General features: G+C 70.6%; 14 protein-coding genes and 1 tRNA gene. 10 read left to right on the top strand and 5 right to left on the bottom strand.

Annotation, left to right across the window (positions count from 1 at the left end; all coding sequences use genetic code 11):
• Nucleotides 1–19: 19 nt before the first annotated feature.
• Complete coding sequence (locus G555_RS21250) at nt 20–1,399, top strand: DoxX family protein (RefSeq protein WP_051208752.1); 1,380 nt, start codon at nt 20–22, stop codon at nt 1,397–1,399.
• Nucleotides 1,400–1,913: 514 nt separating this feature from the next.
• Here the strand turns inward: G555_RS21250 and G555_RS0110165 are convergent.
• Nucleotides 1,914–2,807, bottom strand: a complete 894-nt coding sequence (locus G555_RS0110165) for an endonuclease domain-containing protein (protein WP_084635165.1) — start codon at nt 2,805–2,807, stop codon at nt 1,914–1,916.
• A gap of 441 nt (nt 2,808–3,248) precedes the next feature.
• Here G555_RS0110165 and G555_RS0110170 point away from each other — a divergent pair, with 441 nt between their 5' ends.
• Entirely contained in the window at nt 3,249–4,835 is a 1,587-nt protein-coding gene (locus tag G555_RS0110170; RefSeq protein WP_028708800.1) for an alpha/beta hydrolase, read from the top strand.
• Nucleotides 4,836–4,958: 123 nt separating this feature from the next.
• Here the strand turns inward: G555_RS0110170 and G555_RS0110175 are convergent.
• Nucleotides 4,959–5,031: transfer RNA gene (locus G555_RS0110175), tRNA-Thr, on the bottom strand.
• A gap of 252 nt (nt 5,032–5,283) precedes the next feature.
• Between G555_RS0110175 and G555_RS19180 the strand changes: the two genes are divergently transcribed.
• A complete protein-coding gene (locus tag G555_RS19180; RefSeq protein ID WP_051208754.1) occupies nt 5,284–6,366 on the top strand; it encodes a DNA adenine methylase in 1,083 nt (360 codons plus the stop codon).
• Between the two features lie 147 nt (nt 6,367–6,513).
• Entirely contained in the window at nt 6,514–6,936 is a 423-nt protein-coding gene (locus G555_RS21255) for a DUF3806 domain-containing protein (protein ID WP_051208757.1), read from the top strand.
• Nucleotides 6,937–6,970: 34 nt separating this feature from the next.
• On the opposite strand, the gene G555_RS19190 is transcribed toward G555_RS21255, so the two are convergent.
• The gene (locus G555_RS19190; protein ID WP_051208759.1) at nt 6,971–7,774 is read right to left on the bottom strand and encodes a metallophosphoesterase; all 804 of its coding nucleotides are present in this window, start codon (nt 7,772–7,774) and stop codon (nt 6,971–6,973) included.
• Nucleotides 7,775–8,049: 275 nt separating this feature from the next.
• Between G555_RS19190 and G555_RS21260 the strand changes: the two genes are divergently transcribed.
• Nucleotides 8,050–8,790 (top strand): hypothetical protein, encoded by a 741-nt coding sequence (locus G555_RS21260; RefSeq protein ID WP_156887509.1) that lies wholly within the window; start codon nt 8,050–8,052, stop codon nt 8,788–8,790.
• Between the two features lie 211 nt (nt 8,791–9,001).
• Here the strand turns inward: G555_RS21260 and G555_RS0110200 are convergent, their stop codons facing one another.
• Nucleotides 9,002–9,547 (bottom strand): inorganic diphosphatase, encoded by a 546-nt coding sequence (locus tag G555_RS0110200; protein ID WP_028708801.1) that lies wholly within the window; start codon nt 9,545–9,547, stop codon nt 9,002–9,004.
• A 79-nt stretch (nt 9,548–9,626) separates the two neighbouring features.
• Between G555_RS0110200 and dacB the strand changes: the two genes are divergently transcribed.
• From dacB to tilS, 3 genes are read left to right on the top strand one after another with little or no spacing between them, the layout of a single operon-like run.
• The gene (dacB, locus tag G555_RS0110205; RefSeq protein ID WP_051208764.1) at nt 9,627–11,015 is read left to right on the top strand and encodes a D-alanyl-D-alanine carboxypeptidase/D-alanyl-D-alanine endopeptidase; all 1,389 of its coding nucleotides are present in this window, start codon (nt 9,627–9,629) and stop codon (nt 11,013–11,015) included.
• Between the two features lie 13 nt (nt 11,016–11,028).
• The gene (locus tag G555_RS0110210) at nt 11,029–11,937 is read left to right on the top strand and encodes a zinc-dependent metalloprotease (RefSeq protein ID WP_036922408.1); all 909 of its coding nucleotides are present in this window, start codon (nt 11,029–11,031) and stop codon (nt 11,935–11,937) included.
• A complete protein-coding gene (gene tilS / locus G555_RS0110215) occupies nt 11,916–12,923 on the top strand; it encodes a tRNA lysidine(34) synthetase TilS (protein WP_245581258.1) in 1,008 nt (335 codons plus the stop codon). Before G555_RS0110210 ends, tilS begins: the two co-directional genes overlap by 22 nt.
• Nucleotides 12,924–12,937: 14 nt before the next feature.
• Here tilS and G555_RS0110220 read toward each other — a convergent pair whose 3' ends face one another.
• Nucleotides 12,938–13,399 (bottom strand): GNAT family N-acetyltransferase, encoded by a 462-nt coding sequence (locus G555_RS0110220; protein WP_028708805.1) that lies wholly within the window; start codon nt 13,397–13,399, stop codon nt 12,938–12,940.
• Between the two features lie 275 nt (nt 13,400–13,674).
• On the opposite strand from G555_RS0110220, the gene hpt reads away from it, so the two are divergent.
• Both hpt and ftsH read left to right on the top strand, forming a co-directional pair.
• Nucleotides 13,675–14,226, top strand: coding sequence for a hypoxanthine phosphoribosyltransferase (gene hpt, locus G555_RS0110225; protein ID WP_028708806.1), 552 nt, complete (start codon nt 13,675–13,677; stop codon nt 14,224–14,226).
• A gap of 89 nt (nt 14,227–14,315) precedes the next feature.
• A complete protein-coding gene (gene ftsH / locus G555_RS0110230) occupies nt 14,316–16,463 on the top strand; it encodes an ATP-dependent zinc metalloprotease FtsH (protein ID WP_028708807.1) in 2,148 nt (715 codons plus the stop codon).
• Nucleotide 16,464: the final 1 nt, after the last annotated feature.

Below are 16,464 nucleotides of genomic sequence, written 5' to 3' on the forward strand. Positions count from 1 at the left end.
CCGGCATGAGGAGTGACCGGTGGACGAGAACCAGGAACGACGAGACGAACCCACGATCGATGAGGCACAGGCCCCGGTCGAGGCCGGCGAGGAGTCCCTCGCGCCGGTGGCGTCCGCGGCCGATGGTGACCAGGTCGTCGACGCGGCCTCCGAGCCGGTCGAGCCCATGGTCGAGCCTCCTGTGACCGAGGCAGCCGGGACGGTCGACCCGGGCGAGGCGTCGTCCGCGCCCGACGCGGAGGCCGCGCCCGTCCCGGTCGTTGCTGATGTGCCCGGCCCGTCGGCGGACGCTCCCGCTGCCGGGCTTCCTGCGGAGACCGAGGTATCCGAGCCCGCAGCCGTGTCCGGCGAGTCCGTGGTCGGGGAGTCTGTCCCGGTGGAGTCCGTGGTCGGGGAGTCTGTCCCGGTGGAGTCCGTGGTCGGGGAGTCTGTCCCGGTGGAGTCCGTGACCGGAGAGTCTGCGGCGGTGGAACCCGTTCCCGCCGCGTCGACCGAATCCGCTGAGGCCGCCTCGGAGGCGTCCTCGTCGGCGGTGGCCGAGCCTGCCTCGGCTCGCGTGTCCCCCGACATCACCGGGGCGGCGGGAGAGACGTCCGCCGATGTCGCTGCGGCAACCGGCGACGCAACGTCGGTCAACACCCTTGCGTCCGCCGAGGATGCCCCGGCCACAGCCGGGGATGCCGACGCCACGGCCGTGCGCGAGGCGGTCACCGATGAACCCCTCCCGCCGCCCGGCGCGATCGATGCCGAGGCCGAGTACTCGCCGTTCCGTGACGCCGCTGCCGCCGCGGGCACGGCTGCGGGCGCCGCGGTCGCGGAGGCCGCACCCACCGCCGAGCTGTCGCAGGCCGAGTTGCTCGCCGCGGAGCGGGCCGAGCGAAAGACGGCACGTGACAAGGCGCTCGGCAACGTCGCTCGAACGCCGGAGCCGGAGCCTGTTCCCACGCCCGTCGTGCGTACCACCGACAAGTTCTTCCCGTCGCTGGGTCTGTTCCTGTTGCGGATCATCCTCGCGGCGATCTTCGGCGTTCGCGCGGTGCAGCACTTCACGAACCTCCAGGCGACCCACGACCTCATCGCGACCACGTGGATCCCCGAGCCGGCGATCATGGCGATCGTCCTGTGCGCCGGCGAACTGCTCATCGCGCTGGGCCTGCTGTTCGGCCTGCTCACCCGGATCGCGGGTCTGGGGATCGCCGCCATCGCCACCCTGGCGCTGGTGTTCGTGCAGTGGGGCGCCGCGAATCCGTTCGTCGACGGCCGGTTCGGGTTCACCGGTGAGTACGAGCTCGTCCTCGCAGGCGTCGGTCTCCTCCTGCTGTTCACCGGCGGAGGTGGCTGGGGCTTCGACCGCCGCCTCCGGCGCAATCGTCAGCGCCGCAAGGCCACCGGCGACTGATTCTGTCGGAGGTGTGGCGGGGTCTGCGTTTCTTGCTTCGGGCGGTGCTCGCGGCTGGCTGTTGGTGCCGCAGGGCCGTCGGTGGCTGATTCTGTCGGAGGTGTGGCGGGGTCTGCGTTTCTTGCTTCGGGTGGTGCTCGCGGCTGGCTGTTGGCGCCGCAGGGCCGTCGGTGGCTGATTCTGTCGGAGGTGTGGCGGGGTCTGCGTTTCTTGCTTCGGGTGGTGCTCGCGGCTGGCTGTTGGCGCCGCAGGCCACGGGCGACGGATCTTGCCGGGCTGTGGGGGCTGTGCCCTCGCACTCCGGTGGTCTGCCACCCCGCCGGGTCGACAGCGGGTATCTCGCTCGTGCTCACCTCCGGAGCGCCGTGCCTGCCCCTGCCACCCGTCCCGTGCGTGTGACGTTCCGTACCATCTCGGGTCTCGCGGGTTCGAGATCGGACCTCGACCGAGCGTGGGTGCGCTTCGTGTCACGGGGCGGTCGAGGTGCGGCGGGCCGGGGTTCTCGTCAGGGCGGTCAGGAGGGCATTCGCGCCGCGTGCCGGCAGGCGTCCCGAATGGCGGCGACCACGGAACTCGGGTCGTCGTGAAGCATCGCCCAGGTGAAGCGCAACACGAGAAACCCGTGCCGGACAAGGAGGTTCTGCCGTTCGCGGTCGGACTCGAACCGAGTTGCACCGGAGTGGAACTCCCGCCCGTCGAACTCGATGATCAGGCGTAGCCCGCGGATGCGGATGTCCGGCACGACGATCCTCCCGCCCACACGAATGGGCTCGTTGGCAACCCAGTCCGTGAGGGAGTGGGACCGCAGCACACGATGCAACTCCCGCTCGCCGAAGGAATACGGGCGCGATGCGCTGTCGGCCACGATGCGCCGCCGCGCGGGGTTTCCGGGCGTGTGCGTGTAGGTCGCCATCGCGATAGCGAGGTCGTCGGGGTCGCCCTGGCGCAGGCGGAACAGGTCGTCGATCGCCCGCCCGTCGTCGTGTGCCGCCCGCTCGACCGCCGAGGCCACGGGAGTCAATGCCGTCACGCCCGACCGGGTTTCGCGCGCCTCCGGCGGGTGCACCCGGCGGCGCCATCGCACGCGGTCGGTGTCGCGGGTTCTGACCGGGCGATGTGCCTCGATGCGGCTCAGCCCGCCGACGTGCGGAGGCAGTGCGCCGCGGAGCAACGCGTCGGCGGTCCTGCCTGCGACAACTGCGTCGGGTTTCCACGCGGCCAGCGCGGCGAGCCAGATCGCGGTGCTGTCGGCCTCGGCCGTGAGCGCGTAGACGCCCGGGAACACTCGGGTCAGGGCTCCCGAGCGGACCAGCCGCCACACCGTGGAGCGAAGACTCCGGTACTTCCTGATGGCGATCACGCCGTTCTCGCCCGCGAGGATCGCCTCCACCAACTCTCGTCCCAACATGCCCGTGCTGTGAGACGTCCGGCGTCGAGCCTGTCGGCCCCGCCGGATGCCTGTGGACGTGACGGGGGTGGCTGTCTTGGTGTGGATGGTTCGGCAGGCGGTTCGTGGGTGGGTGAGCGTGTGCGGGGTGTCACGCGTGGCGGTTGGACGTGACGGGGGTGGCTGTCTTGGTGTGGATGGTTCGGCAGGCGGTTCGTGGGTGGGTGAGCGTGTGCGGGGTGTCACGCGTGGCGGTTGGACGTGACGGGGGTGGCTGTCTTGGTGTGGATGGTTCGGCAGGCGGTTCGTGGGTGGGTGAGCGTGTGCGGGGTGTCACGCGTGGCGGTTGGACGTGACGGGGGTGGCTGTCTTGGTGTGGATGGTTCGGCAGGCGGTTCGTGGGCGGGTGAGCCTGTGCGGGGTGTCACGCGTGGGTGACATGCGGGCACGTACTCTGGGGCCGTGACGCTGACGCGCAGGATCGCACTGGGAGTGGCTTTGCTCCTGGTCATGACCGGCTGTTCCCTCTCCGATCCCGACGCCGGGAGGAGCGAGCCCAGCGGTCGCGCCACATCCACGGGGTCGGCGACCACCGCGGCGACGACGACCGCACCCGAGACCTCCCCGGACCGGCAGAAGCTGTCCACCCCCGACGTCCAACCCGACGGATTCGTCGATCCTCCGGCGGGGTCGGGGATGCAGCGCTATCTCAGCCAGAAGATCGAGTGGCGGGAATGCGGCGAGAACGAGTGCGCGACGGTTCGCGTCCCGCTCGACTATTCCGCTCCGGACGGGCAGGCGATCACGATCGCCATGACGCGGCGGGCAGCCACGGCCGGACCTCGGATCGGCACGCTGTTCATCAACCCCGGCGGGCCGGGCGCGTCCGGTCAGGACTACGTCGACAGCTTTCAGACGACCGGGCTGGAGCGGTTCGACATCGTGGGCTGGGACCCGCGCGGATCCGGTGAGTCGACACCGGTGACGTGCTACGGGACCTCCGAGACGGATGCGTTCGTCGAACTGGACGCATCCCCCGACGACGATGCGGAGAACCGCGCGCTGCTCGAAGGGACGAAGGCGTTCGCCCGGTCATGCCTCGAGCACTCGGGGGCTCTGCTGGCACACGTCTCCACGCAGGACACGGCCCGCGACCTCGACCTGCTGCGGCAGTTGGTCGGGGACGACGAGCTCTACTACGCCGGCGTCTCGTACGGGACCATGATCGCCGCGACCTACGCCCAGATGTTCCCCGACAAGGTCGGAAGGATGATGTTGGACGGCGCGGTGAACATCACCGACGACGAGTCGGTCATCCAGGCGATGGGGTTCGAGACGGCGTTCGACACGTTCGCGCAGTGGTGCGCGTCGAACCGCTGCCGGTTCGGCTCGACGGTCGACGAGGTGAAAGGCACGATCGGCGACTGGCTGGACGGGCTCGACCAGCATCCGGTCACGGTGGGGGACCGCACGCTGACGCAGACCCTCGCGGCCAGCGGGCTCGCGCTGTTCCTCTACTGGGACGAGTCGCAGTACGAGAATCTGCTCTCCACGCTGGCGGAGGCGATGGACGGCCGGGGCGAGTACCTGTTGCAGGCCGCAGACCTGCTCAACAGCCGCCAGAGCAACTCCTACGGCAGCATGTTCTACGGATTCTCGGCGATCCTCTGTGCCGACGAGGCCGACCGAGGCGTCGCCGCGGCATACGCGCAGTGGAAGGCCGACGAGGACAAGGCGCCGTTCTTCGCCAAGTACTTCGGGGTGGGGTACACCTGCCCCGTCTGGACCGCGCAGCCGGCGTCCAAACTGGTGATCACCGCGTCGGGAGCCAAGCCCATCATGGTGATCGGCGGCACCGGGGACTCCGCGACGCCGTATCAACAGGCGAAGTGGATGGCCGATCAGCTCGAATCGGGCTTCCTCGTCACGTTCGACGGAGCGGGGCACGGGGCGTACGGCGGCAAGTCGTCCTGCATCGATTCCGCTGTCGTGGCGTACCTCACGACGGGGGCGGCGACGGCCGACGGTCTCGTCTGCACGGCGGGCTGATCCGGGATCGGTCGGACGCCGAAGCGGGAAGGCCTGCTGGTTTCGGGACGGGACGGCGGGACTCGCGTCGCCGTGGGCGCGATCACATCCGGCGGCGGGCCATGATGCGCTCGGCTGAGAGGGAGCCGCCTTGGAGAATCGAACTCCAGACCTTCTCATTACGAGTGAGACGCTCTACCGACTGAGCTAAGGCGGCAAGGGATCGCCGTGGCGATCGCCTGGACGAGTATAGCGAGCGGCGGCCCGTGACGCGTACTCGGCGGGAGAGTCGGCCACCCCGAGCCCGTTCGCGCCGTCGTCTCGCGTGACGCAGTGTCCGGGCTGCGGACCGCGTGGGGCCCATGCGAGGCGACTCCGGCGCAGCCGGCGCATGTCGTCACGCTGCCGGATTCCAGACTGGCAAGAGGCTGGGGCCCGCGCATGGCCGGTCGATGCCTAGAGTGGCAGGGTGATCAAGTACCTGGGGTCGAAGCGGGCGCTGGTGCCCGTTCTCGGGGCGATCGCCACGGCGGTGGGTGCGCGGACGGCCGTCGACCTGTTCACGGGGACCACCCGCGTTGCCCAGGAATTCAAGCGGCGGGGCCTCTACACGACCGCGGCCGACCTTGCGACCTACTCGGCGGTCCTGTCCGACTGCTACATCGCGACGGACGCCGCCGGTGTCGACATGGAGGAACTCGACGACGCACTCGGCGAACTCGACGCCCTGCCCGGTCGCCGCGGATACGTCACCGCCACCTTCTGCGAACAGGCACGCTTCTTCCAGCCCAAGAACGGGGCGCGGATCGACGCGATCCGCGACGCCGTCGAACGCTGGCGTGACACCGCGTTGTACCCGATCCTGCTGACCTCGCTGCTGCTGGCCGCCGATCGCGTCGACTCGACGACCGGCCTGCAGATGGCCTATCTCAAGACCTGGGCGCCCCGGGCGTCCAACGACCTCGTCCTGCGTCGCCCGGCACTGCTCAGCGGCCCGGGAGCGACCGTGGCCGGGGACGTCCTCGACACCGTGGCCGTCCTCCCGCCGGTCGACCTCGTGTACATAGACCCTCCCTACAACCAGCACCGGTACTTCACGAACTACCACATCTGGGAGACTCTCATCCGGTGGGATCGTCCGTCCCACTACGGGATCGCCTGCAAGCGAGCCGATTCACGCGACGCGGCCACCCGGAGCGCGTTCGACTCGAAGAGGCTGATGCCGGACGCCTTCGCCGATGTCCTCGCCCGAGCGCGAGCCGACCTCCTGCTCGTCTCGTACAACGACGAAGGATGGGTGACGCCGGATCAGGTGGCGGGGTGGCTGCGGGACACCGGACGCGAGGCCGTCGAGCTCCTCGCCTTCGACTCGAAGCGGTATGTCGGTGCCCAGATCGGTGTGTACAACCCGGCCGGGCACAAAGTGGGCGAGGCGAAGCGTCTGCGCAACGTGGAGTACGTGATCGTGGCGGGCTCCCGGGATGCGGTCGCGACGGCCTGTGCCGCCGCCCGCGAGCCGGTCGTCCCCGTGCCCGCCGGGGCGGCTCGGTGAGCGCGGCGCGTGACATTCCGGGCCGGCTCGGCGCGGCAGAGCGCCGTAACCCGGTGTCGGCGGTCTTTCGCCGGTCGGTGTGTCACACCTGGTCCACCGGGGCCGGCGTGGTGCGACCGACGTCCGGCGCCGGGTAGCGTCGGGGCAATGGGAGGCGAGAAGTCACATGCGCCGCTGACCCCCGGCAATCAGCGGTGGATGGCCGAGTGCCGGGAGTGGGTCGCGGACGCGTTCGAAGGGGCCGACGACTACGACACGAACCCGGGCACGAAGCTCCGGGTGATCGAGGCCGTCCTCGCCGAGGTGAGGCCGGGAGAGACCTGGAAGCTGCAGGCGCTGGGCGTCGTGTTGGGGGATGCGATCGGGCTGGCCTACGGGTATCCGTGGGTGCAGGTCGCCGACGGTCTGGACGCGGTTCCCGCGCTTCTCCTGTCGGAGGTTCCCGAGCCGGTGTACGCGTACCCCGTGACGATGATCTCCAAGCGTGCGGAGGCCGGGCAGACCCTCGACTTCGTCGCGCTGGTCGAACTCGCCGAGAACGTGGCGCACGCCGTCGGCCGGCGCCGATGAGCCTGTGAGGGTGGGATTCCCCGCACACCCCCCGTCACAGATCCCTGTGTGACGGCAGTCGTTCCCATTCACCGATCGCCACGACGGCGTGCGTGATCGCGTCGGGGTACACGGCAACGTGGTTGTACAGGGCGGGTCCGTCACGGTCCACGACCTCCGCCGACGGGCGGGTCAGATCGACGGGCCGGGAGATCGAGGACGCCGTCGCCACCGGGACGCCCGCGAACGTCGCGAAGTACGGGTGATGCAGGTGCCCGGTCAGGATCGCCCGGACGTCCGACCCGGCGATCGCGGATGCCAGTTCGTCGCGCGTCATGAGGATGAAGTCCTGCATGAAGTCCAGCACCGGCGGCAGCGGCGGGTGGTGCAGCGCGAGCACGGTTCCACGGCGGGCGGGCGTGGCGAGCTCGGCCCGGAGCGCGTCGAGATGGTCGGGGTCGAGGGCGCCGTGGTGGCGTCCCGGCACCGACGAGTCGAGCCCGATCACCCGGAGTCCCGCGACGTCGAGCACCTGGAGGACGGGTTCGCTGCTCCGCCGTCCGAGCAGCACCTCCGCGTACGCCTCGCGTCTGTCGTGGTTTCCGGGCACGCACAGCACCTGCGCCCCCATCGCCGCGGCGGCGGGGTGCACGAGATCCCGCAGGTCCGCGTACGACGCCTCGTCGCCGTCCTGCGTCAGGTCGCCGGTGATCACCACGGCTGCCGGTGGCTGCTCGCGTCCGGCGACGGCTGCCAGCGCCAGCGCGAGCCGGGTGCGCGTGCGTTCGGCGTCGGGATGCCCCGGGGTGGCCAGGTGCGGGTCGCTGAGGTGGGCGATGACGAGATCGGGAGTCTTCACGCCCCCATTCTGGTCCGGATCGACCGGTGACCGGCGCGGGGAGCCGGCCGGTGTTCGCGAGGGTCGCCCCGAGGCAGAGGCGCGGATCGCGTGGGCACGGCAGCGCTCTCGACGCCCGATCGAGTCCGGAGCCCTGCGACCGTGGAGTGTCCGGCGGGCTTCGTCCCGCGCTCCGGAACCGACTCGATGCCGGGCGTTCTGCAAGATTTTCTCTTGTTTTGTTCGGGATCCTCTCAGAGTCCTGTGGCACACTCGGAGGCCGGGAGGGGGCGCCTTTGATCTGCACGGCATGCCACGCCGAGTGCGAAGCCGGTGTGAAGTACTGCGTCAGTTGCGGTGCCCTCATGCCGCTCGACGAGGACTCGACCGCCTATTTCGCGTCCATCTTCCGCACCGGCAGCCCCGCTGTCGACCTGCCGGAGGCCCAGGACGCGGAGGCCGATGTCGCCACCTCGGTCCGCCCCTCCGCGCGCACACCGGCGCAGCCGGGAGGTCTCGTCGAGACGACCGGGCAGCAGACCGTCCCGATGACGCCACCGGAACCGCTCGCCGTCCCGACGCCTCGTTCCCCGCACCTGGCGACGCCGGCATCCCCTCCGACGCCCGACCGGAGCGAAGGACACAAACGGTCGCGCGCCCTTGCCATCGGAGCGGTGACCCTGCTCCTCGTGACTGTGTTCGGCATCGGGTTCCTCGTGTCCAGTCTCACCAACAGCCCCGCTCCGACCCTCTCGCCGTCGACGACATCCGGGTCGGTGTCCGGCACGGGGACGGCTGCTGCGATTCCCGCGGGCGCGGTGCTGTGCAGCGACGGCGTGGCACGCAACCAGTCGGCGTCGTGCGAGTTCGCGGCGAATGTCGTGATCGCCGTGCGCCAGGCCGGCGACATCGACCCGCTCGTCGTCAGCGCCTATTCGCCGGTCACCGGGCAGAACTATTCGATGACCTGCACGAGGGGTGTCTGGATCGAGTGCAGTGGCGGGTCCGGGGCGGTCGTCTACGTCCGCAGCGGCTGAGCCCTCCGTCGGCGGAGCCCTGTGCCCGCCATTCCGCGGGGCGGTGGTGGTCGAGTGCGGTCGCGGGTCCGAGCGGCGCGCGGTGCGCGAAGGGCCGCCCGCGACGACCGTGGGCGGCCCGAGCTGCGGTGCGGAAAGGGCCAGGAGTCACGCACGCGGCCACCGACCACAGCCCACCGCACTCAACGAGGCTGCGTCGAGATCCTCACCGTCAGGCCAGGTTGACGTGCTTGTGCTCGAAGTGGGTGCCCCGCGCGCGCTCGATGCTCGCTCGGATCTCGTCCTCGGCCGCGTCGCGACCGACCCAGGTCGCGCCCTCGACCGACTTGCCGGGCTCCAGGTCCTTGTAGACCGTGAAGAAGTGCTCGATCTCGAGCATCGTGTACGAGGGGATGTCCTCGATCTCCTTCAGGTGGTCCTGTCGGCGGTCGGCGGTCGGGATGCACAGCACCTTGTCGTCGCCGCCCATCTCGTCGGTCATCCGGAACATCCCGATCGCCCGGCATTCGATGAGCGCTCCGGGGAAGGTCGGCTGCGGGATCAGCACCATCGCGTCGAGCGGGTCGCCGTCGAGGCCGAGGGTCTGCTCGATGAACCCGTAGTCCTGCGGGTACGCGGTCGCGGTGAAGAGAGTCCGGTCGAGGCGGATGCGCCCCGTCTGGTGATCCATCTCGTACTTGTTCTTGGTTCCTTGTGGGATCTCGATGGTCACGTCGAACGTTATGGGTTCGTACTTCTCATCCGGTGTCGGCGTCACGGTGTGCCTCCCTATGCTTGAAGTCGCTGATCACAGTCTTATCGCGGGGGAGGGTCCGTTGTCGAAGGTGGGACGCCCCGTGGCCGGTCGCTCGCGCCGGTGGATCGTCCTCGGTGTGGCCGTCGCCGTCGTGACTACGGCTGTCATGCTGGGAGGCCCCCCGGCGCTGTATGCCACAGGCCTGTGGATCGATGGGGGTTCGGCGACCGTCACGCCCGGTTTCTTCGAGGACGTGCCCGAGCCGACGGGCGACGCGGCCGACCTGCCCGTGAGCCCCGAGGCGGTCGCCACGCCGCGCACGGCCACGGCCGTCCCGGCGGCCTCGGCGGTGGCGTCGCGCGTGGCGTCGGTCTCGCGCACCGGTCTGGGGACGACGGCGATGACCTTCCTGGACGCCGCCGACGGCACGGTGGTGTACGACGAGAATGCGCAGCAGGCGCTCACGCCGGCATCCAACATGAAGGTGTTGTCCACCCTGGCCGCCCTCGAGGTCCTGGGGCCCGGCACGACGTTCACCACGGAGGTCGTCACGTCCGGGGCGGGCCAGATCGTGCTCGTGGGAGGCGGCGACCCGTACCTCACGGCGACGACCCGGTCCGACTACCCCGAACGGGCGTCGCTGGAGCAGCTCGCCCAGCGCACCGCGACCGCCTTGAAGAAGACCGGGACGACGACGGTCGTGCTGGGGTACGACACCTCTCTGTTCAGCGGTCCCGACTGGCATCCCGACTGGACCGATGGGTACTCGTCGGAGGTGGCCAGGGTCGTGTCGCTCGCGGTGGACGGGTCGCGCACCTCGGAGGGCATGCCCGTCGCCGATCCCGTCGCGAACGCGGTGACGGCCTTCGTCTCGGCACTGGCCCGGCAGGGGATCACGGTCACGTCGACGGCTCCGGCGACGGCGTCCGCGGGTGCCACGCAACTCGCGTCCGTGTCTTCCCCGGCCGTGTCGGTCATCGTCGAGCAGATCCTGCTCCATTCGGACAACGACGCCGCCGAGACGCTGGCCCGGCACACGGCCCTCGCGTCCGGGCAGCCGGCCAGCTTCACCGGAGCGGCGGCCGCCATCACGGCGGTGCTGGCGAAGCTGGGGCTGCTGGACTCCGGCGCGCTGATCCGCGACGGTTCCGGCCTGTCGAAGTCCAACCGCGTCACGACGGGCATGCTGGCTCGTGCGGTCCGCGCGTCGCTGCACTCGGACGCCTTCGGTGCCGTCGTGAGCGGCCTGCCCCTGGCCGGGGTGTCGGGGACGTTGCAGACCCGATACTCGACGAACGCGGGCCGTGGCCAGGTCTGGGCCAAGACCGGCTTCCTGTCCGGGATCCACGGGCTGACGGGGATCCTGGTGACGCTCGACGGCGACGTCCTCGTGTTCTCGATGCTCGTGAACGGGCAGGCCGACCGAGGCATAGCGCAACCGGCGCTGGACGCGATCACGTCGGCGGTGGTGACATGCGGGTGTTCGTGACGGGGTGGGAGAGGTGAGTCCGCTGCCGGAGCTGGACTGGGGGCTGGCCGCGCGCATCGGCGGCCGGGTCGTGCCGGCCGGGCCGGTGGTCCCTCTCGCCCAGGCGACGGCCGCGGTGGACGGGTTGCGCGTCGCGGCGGATCGGGCCGCGGAGGTCATCGCCGAGCGCAGCGGTCTGCGCAATCCCGGGCGGGTGCCCGTCGTCGTCGTCGACCGACCGGGTTGGATCGCCGCGAACGCCGCGATGGCCGAGGGGCTGATGCGCGACATCCTGCCCGGCGCACGCTCGCCGCGGGTCGTCGCGCGGACGGTCGGGGTGCAGGCCGGTGCCGTTCTCGCGGTGGTCAGCACCCGTATCCTCGGGCAGTTCGAGGGGCTGTCCCCCGACCCGCGACTCCTTCTCGTCGCTCCGAACGTCGTCGGCTTCGAGCGGGCCTCCGGCGTCGCGACCGGTGACTTCAGGCTGTGGGTGTGCCTGCATGAGCAGACGCACCAGTTCCAGTTCTCGCACGCGCCCTGGCTCGCCGGCCATCTGCGCGGTCTCGCCGCCGACCTGCTGGGTACCGATGACGCGTCACGCTCCGAGGATGCGTTCGAGGTGCTGTCGGCCGCGATGACCTTCTTGGAGGGGCACGCCGAGGTGCAGATGGACATCACGGCGGTGGGTCTTGTCCGGTCGCTGTCGAGGTTGCGGCGGAGTCTCGACGGCCGGCGGCGGTCGCCGGGTCTGTTCGGGCTCGTCCAGCGCGCGATCGGCCTGGGGCACAAGGTGTCCCAGTACGAGCGGGGCGCGGCCTTCTGCCGTTACCTCCACGAGCGCGGCGGTCTGGATCTGCTGAACCGGCCGCTGGCCGGGCCCGACGCTCTTCCTGCTCCCGACGAGATCGAGGAGCCGGATCGTTGGCTGAGGCGCGTGGGCTGATGGCGCGGCGCGCGCTGGGTCCCGCGCAGTGGGCCGTGGCCGAGGCGGTCGGCGCCGCTCTCGACGCGGCGGGCCCGACCATCGGCGACAGGGCGGGCGCCGTGCCCGCGGCGGGTGTCCTCGTGGCCGTGTCGGGCGGTGCGGACTCGCTGGCCCTGGCCGCAGGAGCCTTCGTCGCCACGCGTCGGCGGGGTCTGGGGTGCAGGGCCGTCACTGTCGATCACGGGCTGCAACCGGGGTCGGACGACGTCGCTCGCGCCGCCGTGGGGCAACTGGGCGAGTGGGGTGTGCCGGGGCAGATCGTGCGGGTCGCGGTCGGGACGGCCGGGGGTCTGGAGGCCGCGGCTCGTGCGGCGCGCTATGCCGCGCTGGCACGGACGGCCGCCCCCGACGAGTGGGTGCTTCTGGGCCACACCCTGGACGACCAGGCCGAGACGGTGCTGCTGGGGCTGGCCCGCGGTTCCGGAACGCGGTCGCTGGCGGGGATGCCGGCGCGACGGGGGCGCTTCCTGCGGCCGCTGCTGGGCCTGCGACGCGTGCTCGTCGCGGAGGCGGCGGCGGCGTGGGGCGCTGCGCCTCACCACGATCCGCACAATGAGGACCGTCGCTTCGCCCGCGTCCGTGTCCGCGCCGAGGCGCTCCCGGTGCTGGAGACGGCGCTTGGTCCGGGCATCGCGGAGGCGCTGGCCCGCACCGCCCGGCTCGCGCGGGCCGACGCGGACCTCCTGGACGCGCAGGCGGCGGCGGTCGGCGACCCGGCGGACTGTGCAACGCTCGCGGCGTTGCCGGGGCCGCTGCGGACCCGGGCGGTGAAGGCGTGGCTGGAGCGGAGCGGCGCGGCCGACCTGCGGGAGGCCCATGTGGCCGCTGTCGCCGATCTCGCCGTGCAGCGACGGGGCCGGCGGGAGGTCGACGTCCCGGGGCTCCGGGTCACCCGGCGCGGCGACCGGTTGGAGGTGGTCGCCGGGGAGGGGCCGACGGCATGACGGGCCGGTCGCGCTCACGCCCTGCCGGAGACGCACTCCTTCCGGAGATGCACCAGGTCGACACCTTCGCGCAGAGTCGTGCGGCGGACGATCGCGTATCCCTCACGCTCGTACAGGCGGACGTTCCCGGCGCTGAGGTGACCGGTGAACAGCTCGCAGGCGGCGGCGCCGCTGGCGGCCTCGGCGGCGCGCAACAGGCGTGTCCCGATTCCCCGCCCCTGCCGGTCGGGAGCGACCATCAGCCTCCCGATGTGGGCGACGCCGTCGGCGACGGTCCAGCGCACCGCCCCGACCAGCCGTCCGCCGTCTCGGATGCCGATGCCGGGGCCGGACAGCTCCCGTTCGAGATCGGCGAACGTCTGGGTCAGCGGCGGGAGGAACGGGTCGCCGTACACCTGCGCCTCCGACACGTAGGCCGCCCGCTGCAGGGTGAGCACCTCGCCTGCGTCGCGCGGCGAGAGCGGTCTCTCGTCCATGCAGCGAGGGTAGTGCCCGCGTCTCCCGAGATGTGACAAACCGTCCCGCCGGTGCGCGGCGGGGCGACCGGGGCGTTCGTCCCGTTCCCTGGGGGCGCAATTCGTCACGCTCGCGGCGGGTGTGACGTTTCGTGCAGGAAGGGAGCGGCGACCCGTTCCGAAGGGGTGGTGGCACGTCGTGGCGGGCCGGATCGTCACACCGTCGGCCGGTGACGCATCTGCGCATCGGGTGGGAGCGGGGGCCGGGCCCGGAGGATCGGGTTAGGGTAAGGCCCGTGGACGCTAACGATGTATCGGGAGAACTCGCCTCCCTTCACTACACCGGTGCCGAGGTGCAGGCCCGTGTCAAGGAGATCGCCGCGCAGATCGACGCCGACTACGAGGGCAGGCGACTTCTGTTGGTCGGGGTGCTCAGCGGTGCCGTCATGATCATGGCCGACCTGTCGCGGGCGATGAAGTCGCATTGCGAGATGGACTGGATGGCGATCTCCTCCTACGGCGCCGGGACGCAGTCGTCGGGGGTGGTGCGGATCCTCAAGGACCTGAACACGAACATCGAGGGCCGCGACGTCCTCGTCGTCGAGGACATCATCGACACCGGCCTGACCCTCGCCTACCTCATCCAGAACCTGCAGTCGCGCAAGCCGGCCAGCCTCGAGATCATGACCATGTTCCGCAAGCCCGAAGCCCTGTCCAGTTCCGTGAAGGTGCGCTATGTGGGTTTCGACCTCCCGAACGAGTTCGTCGTCGGGTACGGGCTCGACTACGCGGGTCGCTACCGCAATCTGACCGATGTCGGGACGCTCGCCCCGCACGTGTACAGCTAGCCCTTGGCCCCGGCCGGTACAGTCTTAGTGCTCCACCAGGGATTCACGCAGCCTCGCGCAATGCGAGGGCGCGTGGGAAGAGGAAGAACTTGAAAGCACAACGGCTGTTCCGTGGCCCGCTGATCTGGATTCTGCTGGGCGGGCTCGCGATCTTCCTGATCGTCGACTTCGTCAGCAATGCGAACGGCTACCAGTCGAAGCCGACCAGCGAGGTCGTGTCCGTCATCAACGGCACCGACAAGCTGAAGGAGGTCGTGCTCGTCGACGGCGAGCAGGAGGTCCGGGTCGAGAAGAGCGACGGGACGAAGATTCGCGCGACCTGGGTCGGCACGCAGTCCGAGGCGATCATCGAGCGGCTGAACGCGCGCGTCGCCGACGGAACGCTGGAGTCGTGGCGCGGCGAGAATCCCGACGGAAACATGTGGGGGACGTTGCTGTTCACCCTGGTTCCCTTCCTGCTGTTCGGCGCGTTGCTGTTCTTCTTCCTCAACTCGGCGCAGTCCGGCGGTAACCGCCTCATGGGCTTCGGCAAGTCGAAGGCGAAGATCGCCAACAAGGGAACGCCGCAGACGACGTTCGCCGATGTCGCGGGCGTCGAGGAGGCGATCGAGGAGCTTCAGGAGATCAAGGAGTTCCTCGCCGAGCCCGCGAAGTTCCAGGCCGTGGGCGCGAAGATCCCGAAGGGCGTCCTGCTGTACGGGCCTCCCGGCACCGGCAAGACGCTGCTCGCCCGCGCCGTGGCCGGGGAGGCCGGGGTTCCCTTCTTCTCCATTTCGGGGTCCGATTTCGTCGAGATGTTCGTCGGCGTCGGCGCATCCCGCGTCCGCGATCTGTTCGAGCAGGCCAAGGAGGCCGCCCCCGCGATCGTGTTCATCGACGAGATCGACGCCGTCGGGCGGCACCGCGGAGCCGGGATGGGCGGCGGCCACGACGAACGCGAGCAGACCCTGAACCAGTTGCTGGTCGAGATGGACGGCTTCGACGCCCGGGTGGGTGTCGTGCTGATCGCGGCGACGAACCGTCCCGACGTCCTGGATCCGGCGCTGCTGCGTCCCGGCCGGTTCGACCGGCAGATCCCCGTCGAGGCGCCCGACATGGCCGGCCGGCTGCAGATCCTGCGCGTCCACGCCAAGAACAAGCCGATGGCCGCCGACGCCAACCTTGAACGGGTCGCGGCGCGGACGCCGGGCTTCACCGGTGCCGATCTGGCCAACGTCCTCAACGAGGCGGCCTTGCTCACCGCCCGCAACAATCAGCGGATTATCGACGCACACGCGCTCGATGAGGCGATCGACCGCGTCATCGCGGGTCCGCAGCGGCGCAGCCGGATCATGGACGAGCGCGAACTGCTCATCACCGCCTACCACGAGGGTGGGCACGCGCTGGTCGCCGCCGCGATGCCGGGCAACGACCCGGTGCAGAAGGTGACGATCCTGCCGCGCGGCAAGGCGCTCGGCTACACGATGGTGATGCCCGATCAGGACAAGTACTCGCGGACCCGCGGCGAACTGCTCGACCAGTTGGCGTACATGCTCGGCGGACGTGCCGCCGAAGAGATGATCTTCCACGATCCGACGACGGGCGCGAGCAATGACATCGAGAAGGCGACCAAGGTCGCCAGGGCGATGGTGACCGAGTACGGAATGACCGAGTCGCTCGGCGCGGTCCGTCTCGGCTCGGGCGACCGCGAGCCCTTCCTCGGCAGGGACTTCGGCGAGGGCCGCGACTACTCCGAGGCCGTCGCGTCACGGATCGACGAAGAGGTGGCCAAGCTCATCAACAACGCCCACCAGGAGGCGTTCGAGGTGCTTTCGGCCAACCGCGAGGTGCTGGACGAGCTCGTCCGGCAGTTGTTCGCGAAGGAGACCCTCGACAAGGACCAGCTCGCGCGGGTCTTCGCACCGCTCAAGAGGTGGCCGAAGCGGGGCCCGTGGACGGGCTCGGAGACGCGTGTGCCGTCGGACATCCCGCCGGTGCCGGTGCCGCCGCGCCAGCCGCGCCCCGTCACGCAGGGCCACGCTCCCTCCCACGGCAAGATCGTCGTGCCGCCCCCGGGCACCGGATCGCATCCGCCGTACAGCTCGACCCCGCCCGGATTCGACACCCAGCCGCCGGCGGGTGGTCCCTGGTACGGGCCGCCTCAGCAGAACGGTGGTGGCGACAACCCGTACGGACCGCCCGGCCAGAACCAGCCCCCGGCCGGGCCGCAGGGTCCTGGCGGGCCGCAGGGGGCCTAGC

It is taken from the genome of Propionicicella superfundia DSM 22317 (genome assembly GCF_000423465.1).
Classification (GTDB): domain Bacteria; phylum Actinomycetota; class Actinomycetes; order Propionibacteriales; family Propionibacteriaceae; genus Propionicicella; species Propionicicella superfundia.